At 39.8% G+C, this 13024-nt stretch carries 10 protein-coding genes and 1 pseudogene; all 11 read right to left on the bottom strand.

Going from position 1 to position 13024, the window contains the following annotated elements; genetic code table 11:
- Positions 1-36: 36 nt before the first annotated feature.
- On the bottom strand, positions 37-1413 hold the full coding sequence (gene rseP / locus AB1A03_RS07965) for a sigma E protease regulator RseP (RefSeq protein WP_354624134.1): 1377 nt from the start codon (positions 1411-1413) through the stop codon (positions 37-39).
- Positions 1407-2606, bottom strand: coding sequence for a 1-deoxy-D-xylulose-5-phosphate reductoisomerase (gene ispC, locus AB1A03_RS07960; RefSeq protein WP_354624133.1), 1200 nt, complete (start codon positions 2604-2606; stop codon positions 1407-1409). The genes rseP and ispC overlap by 7 nt, the downstream gene beginning before the upstream one ends.
- Before the next feature lie 3 nt (positions 2607-2609).
- Positions 2610-3461 carry a phosphatidate cytidylyltransferase gene (locus AB1A03_RS07955; RefSeq protein ID WP_354624132.1) on the bottom strand — a complete coding sequence of 284 codons (852 nt, stop codon included), beginning with the start codon at positions 3459-3461 and terminating at the stop codon, positions 2610-2612.
- Between the two features lie 35 nt (positions 3462-3496).
- Positions 3497-4219 carry a polyprenyl diphosphate synthase gene (gene uppS / locus AB1A03_RS07950; protein WP_354624193.1) on the bottom strand — a complete coding sequence of 241 codons (723 nt, stop codon included), beginning with the start codon at positions 4217-4219 and terminating at the stop codon, positions 3497-3499.
- 102 nt (positions 4220-4321) lie between these two features.
- Positions 4322-4879: a ribosome recycling factor gene (gene frr / locus AB1A03_RS07945; RefSeq protein ID WP_354624131.1), complete on the bottom strand. Its 558-nt coding sequence runs from the start codon at positions 4877-4879 to the stop codon at positions 4322-4324.
- Between the two features lie 42 nt (positions 4880-4921).
- Positions 4922-5665 (bottom strand): UMP kinase, encoded by a 744-nt coding sequence (gene pyrH, locus AB1A03_RS07940; protein WP_354624130.1) that lies wholly within the window; start codon positions 5663-5665, stop codon positions 4922-4924.
- 321 nt (positions 5666-5986) lie between these two features.
- Positions 5987-6859 (bottom strand): translation elongation factor Ts, encoded by an 873-nt coding sequence (gene tsf, locus AB1A03_RS07935; RefSeq protein ID WP_354624129.1) that lies wholly within the window; start codon positions 6857-6859, stop codon positions 5987-5989.
- Positions 6860-6959: 100 nt separating this feature from the next.
- Positions 6960-7698 (bottom strand): annotated as a pseudogene (rpsB, locus tag AB1A03_RS07930) (30S ribosomal protein S2).
- Between the two features lie 487 nt (positions 7699-8185).
- A complete protein-coding gene (locus tag AB1A03_RS07925) occupies positions 8186-8485 on the bottom strand; it encodes a hypothetical protein (RefSeq protein ID WP_354624128.1) in 300 nt (99 codons plus the stop codon).
- A gap of 146 nt (positions 8486-8631) precedes the next feature.
- On the bottom strand, positions 8632-9519 hold the full coding sequence (locus AB1A03_RS07920; RefSeq protein WP_354624127.1) for a response regulator: 888 nt from the start codon (positions 9517-9519) through the stop codon (positions 8632-8634).
- Positions 9509-12883: a hybrid sensor histidine kinase/response regulator gene (locus AB1A03_RS07915; protein ID WP_354624126.1), complete on the bottom strand. Its 3375-nt coding sequence runs from the start codon at positions 12881-12883 to the stop codon at positions 9509-9511. The genes AB1A03_RS07920 and AB1A03_RS07915 overlap by 11 nt, the downstream gene beginning before the upstream one ends.
- Positions 12884-13024 lie beyond the last annotated feature (141 nt).

Below are 13024 nucleotides of genomic sequence, written 5' to 3'. Positions count from 1 at the left end.
TAAAGTAATGTAGTGCAATTCATACAACCGTTCACTTTACAGTAAGTTAAAATCATTCAAAATGGCGACGCTCATTAACATCATTAAAAGTGCAGCCCCCACCTTAAAACCAATTTCCTGAACTTTCTCGGGAATAGGTTTTCCAGTTACTAGCTCAACAAAATAATAAAACAGATGCCCTCCATCCAATACAGGCAGGGGTATTAAATTCATTAACCCCAAATTAACACTAATTAAACCTAAAAAACCTAAAAAATATTCAATACCGTAGTTGGCACTCATTCCAGCGCCTTTGGCAATGGAAACAGGGCCACTCAAATTGGTAATCGCAACATCACCCGTTATCAATTTAACGAGCGTATCAAAGGTTAATTTTGTTAACTGTGCAGTTTTTTCTACCCCTTTAATAACAGCATCAATCGGTGAAAACTGTAATTTAACACGGTATGACTCAGGAAATGAATCAATTAATGGTGCAGCCCCAATATAACCTTGCAACAAATCCGACTCTACCCGCCTTGCATCTGGTGTCAAGTTTAATAGCGAGGTCATTGTGCCTCTTTCAATTTCAACTTTCAGCGTTTGATTAGCATTTTTCTGAATTAGTTCAACAAATTCATTCCAATCGCTTAATTTAACGCCGTTAATAGCTTGTAACTTATCCCCTACTTGTAGGCCCGCTCTCTGTGCAGCCCCTCCTTCAACGACATCTGCTATCTCAAGATGAATATTAGGAAAATAAGGAATAAATCCTAAACTTGAGATTATCGACTTTTTTTTGGCATCGAATGCCCAATTTTGTAATGAGACCACAAATGTTTGTGAAGGTTCACTAGCAGTTAAGCTATTATCACTATTTACAGGTTGAACGGTGATATTAAAAGCATTTTCGCCAATTTGCGCGACGAGTGCTAAGTTAAGTTCTTCCCAGTCATTTATTTTCTGGTCATTGATAGCAATAACTTGAAAAGGTGTTGCACTTTTAACAATACTAACGGGGCTATCAACGATAGTGTCATTAATAATAGGTTTGCTGCTATTGACTCCAATCATATACATCATCGCAAAGACAATGATGGCAAGTAAAAAATTTGCCAATGGACCTGCAGCAACTATCGAAATACGTTGCCATACACTCTTTTTATCAAACGCATATTGTTGTTCATCATCGGCAACGGATTCAACACGGCCATCTAACATTTTCACATAGCCGCCAAGTGGAATCGCTGCAATGACGAATTCAGTACCAAAACGGTCAATACGTTTATAAAGTACTTTGCCAAAACCGATAGAAAAACGATGCACCCGAACACCACAACGCCTAGCTACCCAGAAATGTCCAAACTCATGAATAGCAACTAGAATACTTAAGGCGATAACAAATGCCGCCAAATTCCATAAACCACCTAACATAAAATATCTCTTTTAATTATCTCTTTAGCCTGGCGCTTGGCATCGCCATCGACAAACAACAAATCTTCAATAGCTGTTATCTCTTGATGCGCAGTCAAATTTAGGACGCGCTCAACAAGCTGTGAAATTTGTGTAAATTTAATCTGCTTATTTAAAAATGCAGATACGGCGATTTCATTAACTGCATTTAGTATCGTGGTAGCATGCTGCCCTTGATAACAGGCATCTATCGCCAATTTCAAACAAGGGTAACGCGCATAATCAGGCTTTTCGAAGGTAAAATTAACACCGGAGGAAAAGTCAAAAGCCCCCGCCCCGCTGTTAATTCGCCTATTACCGCCCATTACATAGGCAATAGGAATGCGCATATCGGGATTCCCCATTTGTGCAATCACACTGCCATCTTTGTACTGTACCATTGAATGAATGACGGACTGAGGATGAATAACAACCTGCAACTGTTCCTGTGATGCATTAAATAACCAACGCGCTTCGATATACTCAAGCCCTTTATTCATCATCGTTGCGGAATCGACAGATATTTTTTGTCCCATCGACCAATTAGGGTGCTTAACTGCTAATGCGGGGGTAATTTCTGAGAATGAAGCAAGAGTCTTGTTAAGAAACGGCCCGCCAGAGCCGGTCAACAATATTTTATCAACACCGGCAGCATTTAAATCACAGGCGCCGATGCTAGTTTGTAGTTCAGGGGATAGCGCTTGATAAATGGCATTATGTTCGCTGTCCACTGGCCATAACTTGGCGCCCGATTTTAATACAGCCTCAATAAACAAAGCCCCTGACATGACCAATGATTCTTTATTGGCTAAGAATATTTCCTTACCTGCGTTTACAGCGGCCATCGTCGTTTTCAAACCAGCACCACCGACGATTGCGGCCATCACACTATCAATTTCATTGCTAGCAAGTAATTGTAACAGTTCAGATTCACTATCGAGTATATGACAGGGTAATTTAGCTTGTTTACACAACTCAGCCAAACATAATCGACTGACTGAATCACTCATTGAAACATAGCTAGGGCGAAATTCTTGACACAGAGAAAACATTTTATCAACGCTAGTCGACGCCCCCAATAACGTTATTTTGTATAACTCGGGATTAGCGCGACAAACTGCGAGTGTACTTGCTCCAATAGATCCTGTCGCACCTAAAATGGCCAGTTTTTTCATAAATCAATTAAGCCATGTTAAATAAATAAAAGCAAAAACAGGCACTGCGGCGGTTAAGCTATCAATGCGATCTAGAATACCGCCATGACCAGGTAATAAATTACCGCTATCCTTTAAGCCAGCTTCACGCTTTAAAATACTTTCATTAAGATCACCGAGTGCAGAAACGATGTTAGTAATCAAAGCAGCTACAAAAAAGATGACCATTTTATCATTAGGAATCGCAAAATAGAGACTGGCCAAAAAAGCCACCAACATCGAACTACATAAACCGCCAAAAAATCCCTCACGAGTTTTACCTGGGCTTACATTAGGAGCTAATTTATGTTTACCGAACTTTTTACCAACAAAATAAGCACCAGTATCGGCGGCCCAGACGATTAAAAATACCAACATTAAAAGTTGAGCGCCAAAATAAAAGTCATGGTGCATATTAATTGAGCGTATCGTGACCATTCCCCAGAAAAACGGAATCAAAGTGCATAAACCAAACAAGCTCTTTATGGTTTTACTATTTTTCCAAATAGCAGCGCTACGCGGGTAGGAACTCACTATTATTAATGAAATACCCCACCAAATAACCGCAGCCATTAAGCCATAATTAATATAAGGGTTAATGACGCCATTTACCCATATTAGCGGAACAGGCATAAACAATAACGTTGCACCTAAAATGAGTGCGAATGAATAAAATACAAAATTGCACCCACCTTGATTAACAAAGCCTCCCCACTCTTTACTTGCAAGCAAAAATATAGCAGCGCTAAGCAGCATAAATAATTTAAGTGGTAGAAAGAAAATGCCAGCAATTGCCAGCGGTGCCAAAATTAAAGCCGTTATAATTCGTTGTTTCACAGAAATACCCTGTTAAATTCAGTTGTTTTTTGCAACTAGGCTGAACTGTTGCCGTTTACCTGTTCACTTGTCATTCCGAAGCGGCGCTCTTTACCTGAGAATATATCTAATGCATGTTGAAAAGCCACATTATCAAAGTCTGGCCATAAAACATCTGTGAAATAAAGCTCGGCATAGGCAAGTTGCCATAGTAAAAAGTTACTTATACGATGGTCGCCACCCGTTCGAATCATGAGATCGACCTCAGGTAGTTGATGTAAAGTCATTAACTTACTTAGCAAAGCCTCATCAATATCTTGCTCAGCCAATTCCCCCTGAGCAACTAATTTAGCTATTTTTTTAGCCGCTTGGGTCATATCCCATCGACCACCATAATTTGCAGCTACATTAACGACTAAGCCTGTATTATTTTCAGTAAGTTGCTCAGCTTCAAGTACTTTTTTCTGTAAACGCTGACTAAACCCCGTTAATTCACCAATTATCTTTAATTTAATATTATGCTTATTTAATTTTTTGACTTCACTACCGAGGACAGTAAAAAAAAGTTCCATTAACATATTGACCTCGCGTTCGGGTCGTTTCCAATTTTCACTGCTAAATGCAAAAATTGTCAATGCTTGGATCTTTTTTTCTGTAGCAAATGCGATTGCCTTACGTAACGACTTTACACCATGTTTATGACCAAAAACACGATGTTTACCATTACGTTCAGCCCAACGTCCATTGCCATCCATAATAATAGCAACGTGTTGAGGCATTTTTTTTTGCAGATTTGATGCTACCACATAGAACCTTAATGATATAAAAATCTATTATTGTGGCCCAACGTAGCTAGAAAAAGCCACATTGGGCAAATTGAATTAAACTTCCAATAACTCTTTTTCTTTTACCGAGAGGATCTCTTCAATTTGTTTAATATACTCATCCGTTGTTTTTTGTACTAAATCTTCACCAACACGTAGTTCATCTTCACTAATATCTTTATCTTTTTCCAACGTTTTAAGGTCATTATTTGCATCTCGACGAATATTACGAATAGCAATACGCGCATTTTCAGCTTCACCACGAACGACTTTAATTAAATCTCGACGTCTTTCTTCCGTCAACGGAGGTAATGGAATACGGATAACCGTTCCAGCAGACATAGGATTTAATCCCAAATTAGATCCCATGATTGCTTTTTCAACTGGCTTAATTAGCGATGCATCAAAAACAGTTACCGTCAAAGTACGTGCATCTTCAGTTGATACATTACCGACTTGACGCAATGGTGCATTACTGCCGTAATAAGGAACAGTAATACCATCTAATAGGCTAGGATGAGCACGACCAGTACGAATTTTTGCAAGCTGTCCTTTAAACGACTCAACAGTTTTGCCCATGCGAACTTGCGCATCATTTTTCACTTCATTTATCATAATATTCCCCGTAATAACTTAATCTTCGTTGTTATATTATTGCTATTCATTCGGTTGGTTGCAATGCGTAATCGTTGTACCTTCTTGCTCACCTAAAACAACGCGACTCAATGCGCCTGGTTTGTTCATGTTAAAAACACGTATTGGTAAGCTATGATCTCTCGCTAATGTAAATGCAGCTAAGTCCATGACTTGCAGCTCTTTTTCAAGTACAACTGAATAGTCTATCTCAGTATATAGTTTTGCGTCAGGATTTTTAACCGGATCTGCGTCATACACCCCATCTACTTTCGTTCCCTTTAACACAGCATCAGCTTCAATTTCGATACCACGTAAACAAGCTGCAGAATCAGTGGTAAAAAAAGGATTGCCAGTACCCGCTGAAAAAATAACCACGGTACCTAATTTTAGATGCTTAATGGCAGCTGCCCAGTTGTAGTCATCACAGACTCCGTTCAGTGGAATAGCAGACATTAAACGAGAATTAACATGAGCGCGATGTAGGGCATCGCGCATCGCCAAACCGTTCATTACCGTTGCTAGCATTCCCATGTGATCGCCTACAACACGGTTCATACCTGCATTAGCTAAACCAGCGCCACGGAATATATTACCACCACCAATAACCAAACCAACTTGAACACCAGCTTCAACTAAAGATTTAATCTCTAACGCCATGCGATCCAATACTTTAGGATCGATACCAAAACCCTCTTCTCCGACTAATGCTTCACCACTTAGCTTTAATAGAATTCGACGATATGCAGATTTAGGATTTGTGCTCATAATGTGTGTTCCTCGATGTAAACATATTAGTAATCATGTTAATTAACTAACTTTCAACTCTTTTATATGAAATTAATGAATTAACAAAACAACTACTTATACCAATCGGATTAAGTATGTGATCTAAATTTTGCGCAGGAAAAATGGCTTAATTTGAGGCGTAAGTTGACGCAAATGGTTGTTCCCTTTGCGAAACTTACAACAAAAAAGTAAGTTATTTTAACCAGTAAAATAGAGCCGCTATTTATTCCGATTGGTATTATAATATAAAAGAACCGCAGGCTGGCCGCGGTTCTTTTCAAAAGCCTATTTTAAAATAGATTATTTAGAGCTAGCAGCCATAGTAGCAGCAACTTCAGCAGCAAAATCTTCTACTGGCTTCTCAATACCTTCACCTACTTCTAAACGGATGAAAGTAACAACATCTGCACCAGCACCTTTAAGTAACTTAGCAACAGTCATTGATGGATCTTTAACGAACGCTTGACCAGTAAGACTAACTTCACCAGTAAATTTAGCCATACGACCAGAAACCATTTTTTCAGCGATTTCAGCAGGTTTACCGCTATCAACTGCGATTTGTAGTTGAATTTCTTTCTCTTTAGCAACTACTTCTGCAGGTACATCTTCAGGTTTAACAAACTGAGGTGAAGCCGCAGCAACATGCATCGCAAAATCTTTAGCAAGATCTTCATCACCGCCTTTAAGTACAGTAATAACGCCTATTTTGCCACCATGCACGTATGCACCAAGGTTTTCACCTTCAACAATTTGCAAACGACGAATAGAGATGTTTTCACCGATCTTAGCGACTAAATTTTCACGAGCTTCTTCAACTGTGCCGCCATCGTATGCTGCAGCGCTTAACGCTTCTACAGAATCAATTTTGTTTGCAAGCGCAATATCAGCCGCTGCATTAGCAAACGCAACAAAACTTTTGTCCATTGCAACGAAGTCTGTTTCACAGTTAACTTCAGCAATAAGTGCCACATTACCAGCAACTTTAGCTAGTACCACACCTTCAGCCGCAATACGTCCAGCTTTTTTAGCCGCTTTAATTGCACCTGATTTACGCATATTTTCAATTGCTAGCTCGATGTCGCCATCCGCTTCAACTAATGCTTTTTTACAATCCATCATACCCGCTGCAGTGCGGTCACGAAGTTCTTTAACTTGCTTAGCCGTAATAGCCATTGTCGAATTCCTATTATTAGTTCTATAAAAAAGGGGCCACTAAGGCCCCTGATAACCAACCAGAGATTGGCTAATAAGAGCTTCTATATTATAGAAGTGCTTATTTCTCAGCTGTTTCTTCAACAAAACCGTCTGCTTCAGCCGCTACTACTAAATCTTGTGCACGACCTTCTTTAACAGTCAATGCAGCTGCATCTAAGTACAGTTTGATAGCACGGATAGCATCATCGTTACCAGGAAGCGATGAAATCGATGTTATCTGGGCATGAGTTAGTATCTACAACAGCAATAACAGGAATACCTAGGTTATTCGCTTCTTTGATTGCAATGTGTTCATGATCAGCATCGATTACGAAAATTACATCTGGGATACCACCCATGTTTTTGATACCACCAAGAGTTTGCTCAAGCTTCTCTAATTCACGAGAACGCATTAGCGCTTCTTTCTTAGTTAGCTTGTCAAAAGTACCATCTTGGCTTTGAACTTCAAGGTCTTTCAAACGTTTGATCGATTGACGAACTGTTTTCCAGTTAGTCAACATACCACCTAACCAACGGTGATTTACATAGAATTGATCACAAGCAATTGCTGTTTCTTTGATCGCTTCAGATGCAGCACGTTTAGTACCAACAAATAGAACTTTACCTTTTTTAGCTGCTTTAGCTTCTAAAAAGTTAAGTGCTTGGTTAAACATTGGAACTGTTTTTTCAAGGTTGATGATATGAACTTTATTACGAGCACCAAAAATGAAAGGTTTCATTTTTGGGTTCCAGTAACGAGTTTGGTGACCAAAATGTACGCCAGCTTGTAGCATATCGCGCATTGATACGTTTGCCATTAGAATTTCCTTTATAGGGGGTTAGGCCTCCACACATCCCATACGCTCGACCCCATATTCATTAGAATAAAAGGCACCCCGAGTTACGTGACGATGCGTGTGTGTTATGTAAAATAGTCCATCCGTTTTCATAGTGAAAAGTACGGTTAAACTAAAAATTAAGTTATCGAGATAAATGACAACAAACTGAAGTCATAAACTCGGTGCGCTTTATACCACATTTAGCTATGAAACTTCAAGATACAATATTCAAATGAGAAGGAAACGTTTCTAGTTAGTGTTTTAAAATTCCACATAAATCGCAGCACCTAAGTGGCATAATTAAACGTAAAACAAGGAATGGATTTAACTTCGTCATTGATAATAAATAGTGATAGCGATAACAGAGGTTATCGCTATCACTAACTAAAGCTGAGCGACAACCAATTTTATTAATAGGAAAAATTTTTTTGCACTGATTGCCCGCAACATAGCAGGTTGTTATTGCTTACTGTTCCTCCACATCTTGCTCAATGAACTCCTCTTGCTCTGCGGCCTCTTCGCTATATTCCTCTTGCTCTACAGGCTGCTCATCGGCGTATTCATCCCTCTCAGCCACCTCATCAATATATTCCTCTTGCTCTGCTGGTTGCTGATCAATAATTTCCTCTTGCTCAACGCCCTCATCTAAATATTCTTGTTGCTCTAATGTTGCAATATTTTCTTCACTTTCGTTATTATATTCATCGCTATAAGCAATGCTTGCTAGCATATTCATTGAAATAAAAACAACTAGGAATTTTTTCATTATAATCTCCATTTTAATTTTGTAATGACAAACTTAGTTCGTTCATCCAAGATATAATTTACTACATCAATTAAAGCAATTATTTACAAAAATAAATACGACGATTCAACTAACAAACATAAATTTCACAGCGCTTCTTTAGTAACTTAAGCTTCCAATATACGGATTGAAATTGCTGCGGCAGAGGTACGGTTATCAACCCCTAATTTTTTATAAATTTGCTCCAAATGTTTATTCACCGTGCGCGGACTCATCGCTAATATTTGCGCAATTTCCCAGCTAGTTTTACCATACGAGAGCCAATATAGAACCTCTGATTCTCTATTGGTGATCGGTAATTTTTCCTTTAGATCCTGTGGACTTTTCTGCAGTTGCTTTTGCACTATGCGCAAAAGATGCATGTTATCCTGCTGTCTTTCATACAGCACTTCAATCGCTTCTGCGAAACAAGTAACGGTTAAATTAGCGCGTTTCTCCTGACTTAGCCAACGCTCAATTAAACTGGCTAACGTTGCCCATGGGCTAATATCATCGGCTGATATTTTTTCTATTAGCTCATGCACATGAGGAGTGGCCCAAGATAAGCGCCCTGCGTTACTCACACAAAAAACATTTTTACCAGCATGGTCAAGCGCACTTTGTGCACTTAGCGCTAAACGTGCTGTTTCAATATGTCTTTTAATACGCACGATAACTTCATCGGGTAAAATAGGCTTGGTCACGTAATCGACGCCACCTGACTCAAAACCTTTGACGATATCCTCAACTTCACTTAATCCCGTCATAAAAATGATCGGAGTATGAGGTAGAATCGCTTTCAAACGCCGACAGGTTTCAAAGCCATCCATTTCAGGCATCATGGCATCCAAGAGCACCACATCGGGCGGCACTTTTTCAGCTATCGATAGTGCTTGTGCTCCATTGAGTGCAACAAGTGCCGTATAGCCTTGGCTATTAAGTGCGACATTTAGCATACCTAATGATTCCGGTGAATCGTCAACCACTAGTACTACATCACTGCTTTCATGCTTCATTGCTAAGCTCTCTTAAATATTCAATAATTTTAGGGAAATTACACACATCAACATACTCTATAATTTGTGCTGCGCTATCTTCCGGAAAATTATAGTTGCTTTCTATCTCAGCAAATTTATCTTTAAAACCAGAAAGATAACCGATTTCAGCAAGCGATATTAAAGCTTGATATTGTTCGCTTGGCACCGACGGCATACTGTTTTTAATCAAGCTTTCTTTCTGTAACAACGGATCAACTTCACTTTCTTGATAGCGCCATTGCAGATCCAATAATTGTGCTATTTTGCCTAGTAATGCATTTAAATTAACGGGTTTAGCAATATAACCGTTATGGTAACCTTCAGCCTGTAAATTATATTCTGCATCACGGGCATTCGCCGACACCATTAAGACAGGCAGAGTATAATGGTCGTCACGTATCATTTTGACCATCTGCCACCCATTGATATCGGGCATACGCACATCTAATAAAATCAAATCAACATTTCTTGTCTGCAAATGCACAAAACCTTGCTCAGCATTTTCAGCGAGCAACAGATCAAAACCGAGTGGGATGAGTAAATCAGACATTAAAGCCCGTTGATTCGGATCATCATCAACCACTAATAGCACTTGTTTTCTGCCCGTGTAGCCAACCACATCCGATTGGTTATATTCTGGTTCTTTGGGATCTTTGTGCAATTTGAATAACATTAAACGAAAATTGAAGGTAGAGCCTTGACCCACACCACTTGTTAAACTAATTTCCCCCCCCATTAACTCCGCTAATGAACGTGAAATCGTTAAGCCAAGCCCAGTTCCTGCAATTGCTTGGGTACGCGCATTGCGGATCTGTTCAAAGGGTTGAAAAATACGTGCTTGATTGCTTTTGGCAATACCGACACCAGTATCAATAATACTAAAATTAGCAACCTCACTGCGATAAGTAACCTTGAACGTGACGGAGCCTTGTTCCGTATATTTAATAGCATTAGAGATGAGGTTAATTAGAATCTGTCTAAATCTTTGTTTATCGGTTGCCACATAATCAGGCAAATTAGGGCTCGCGATATAATAAAATTTCAACCCTTTTTTACTTGCCTGCATCTGAAACATGGCGACCAGTTGCTGTAAAATCGCTTTTAAATTAAATTCATCGCGCTGTAAATTAACCCGCCCCGCTTCAATTTTTGATATTTCTAATAAACCTTCAATTAAATCGGCCAAATGCTCGCCATTACGCTTAACAATGGCAATGGTTTCGCGCTGTTTAGCTGGTAATGCTTGGTCACGACTTAATAGTTGGGCATATCCTAGCAAGACATTTAATGGGGTACGTAATTCATGGCTTAACCCCGCTAAATAACGACTTTTCGCTTCATTGGCAGCCTCGGCAACTTCCTTGGCACGCTGTAGCTCTTCCGAAGTCTTTTCATGGGCACTAATTTCATCGGCAAGGGCATCGGTTTGTGAACGCAACTCTTGCAACGCATATTGATTGCCACTTCGCGCAAGAATAAATAACCAACTCACCACACCAATAATAATCACCAACAGAAAAAAGATTTTTACTAAGGTAATAGCAAACACTTGCTTAACGTCGGGTTCATTGACCGGAACTTGTAGATAAATCAGAAATAAAATACCCGCTCCGATACAGCTTATACCAAGGGTAACCGCGATAAATTGCATTAACGGAGTGGTCATTTTTTGTAACAATTGCGTTGTAAAAAAACGGCTAAAAAAGTGCTGTGCTTGCTGTGAAATGGTTGCCTTAGCACGACATTTATCACCACAACGAACATCTAAACTACAACATAAGGAGCAGATAGCTTTACCATAAGCTGGGCAAAAGGTCATATCTTCACCATCGAATTCATTTTCACAAATATGACAGCGGGTAATTGATGTAATACGTTTGTTATCCATACCAACCAAATAATACTTCCCCTTGGTAAGCCAGCCAATTAAAGGGACCGTGATAAAAGGTATGAAACAGGCTACAAATGAGGCAAGAGCCTCAACCGTTTCTCCATAAAACCCCAAATGTGCAGTAAATCCAGCAAATGAAGCCAAGCACATTGAGCCAACACCAACGGGGTTAATATCGTAGAGATGTGAACGCTTAAATTCGATATGCTTAGGGCTAATCCCCAAGGGCTTATTAATGATTAAATCTGCAACCACAGAACTCAACCACGCCAACACAATAACCGAATACACCGATAACATACTGGCAATCGTTTGATAGATCCCCAACTCCATTAACAGCAGTGCGATGGCAATATTAAAAAGCATCCACACCACCCGCCCAGGATGGTTATGGGTCACCCGCGAGAAAAAATTAGACCAAGCTAAGGATCCCGCATAGGCATTCGCAACATTAATTTTAAGTTGAGAAATAACCACGAAAGTACAGGCAACAATCATACTGACATTGGGGTTATCAAAGACATAACCGTATGCCAATTGATACATGTGTGCAGGATCGCCCGCTAGATCAATCGCCACCCCTTGCTGCAAGGCAAAATATGCTAAAAAGGAGCCTAACAATAACTTCAAAGCACCAAAAATCATCCAACCTGGGCCGCCAGCAATCAGCGCAACCCACCAACGCCAAGCCTCTTGCTGCGGTTTCTCTGGCAAGAAACGCAGAAAATCAACTTGCTCACCAATCTGTGCCACTAGGGATAACAACACCGCAGAAGCGGCACCAAAGAGGAGTAGATTAAAAGAGCTAGCAGCCTGCCCAGCTTGCCCCGTAAAGGCAAGCCAATCATCAATCTGCGTATCTGCATGTGTAAAAACAAAAAATAAGGGCAGTAATTGTAATGCAATCCAGATAGGTTGCGTCCACACCTGAAAACGGCTGATATAGGTGATACCATGTGTCACTAAGGGGATGACTAATAGGGCGCTAAGCACATAGCAGATCGATAGTGGTATTGCGAAAAGAATATGTAACGCCATCGACATGATTGCCGCTTCTAGCGCAAAAAAGATAAAGGTAAAGGAAGCATATATCAGCGACGCAATTGTCGAACCAATATAACCAAATCCAGCGCCTCGGCTGAGCAAGTCAATATCAACGCCATATTTGGCGGCGTAATAACTAATCGGTAATCCCGTAAAAAAGATGATCAGTGTGACCGCTAAAATCGCCCAAGCGGAATTCTCAAAACCGTAATTTAGGGTAATAGCCCCACCAATCGCTTCGAGTACTAAAAATGAAATAGTCCCCAATGCCGTAATGGCAATGTGATTTAAGGACCATTTACGCGCCCGTTTTGCGGTAAAACGTAATGCAAAATCTTCCATCATCTCGTTAGCAACGAGCTTATTATAGGTACGACGTGCCGTTATTATTTTTTGGTTAGAGAGCATAGATTACTGCTTAGTTGAATTATCCATTTTTCATTTTTACGCGCTAATCTTCTCATATTCTACATCAATAAGAGCTAATCAATATGCGTAATTTTACGTAGTCCCTTGCGCGTTTTTACGCATTTATTGCTTGTCATAATT

The organism is Psychromonas sp. MME2, from assembly GCF_040566515.1.
In the GTDB taxonomy this organism is placed as follows: domain Bacteria; phylum Pseudomonadota; class Gammaproteobacteria; order Enterobacterales; family Psychromonadaceae; genus Psychromonas.
The sequence above is the reverse complement of the archived record's forward strand: the minus strand, read 5'-3'. Positions and strand labels throughout refer to the sequence as shown.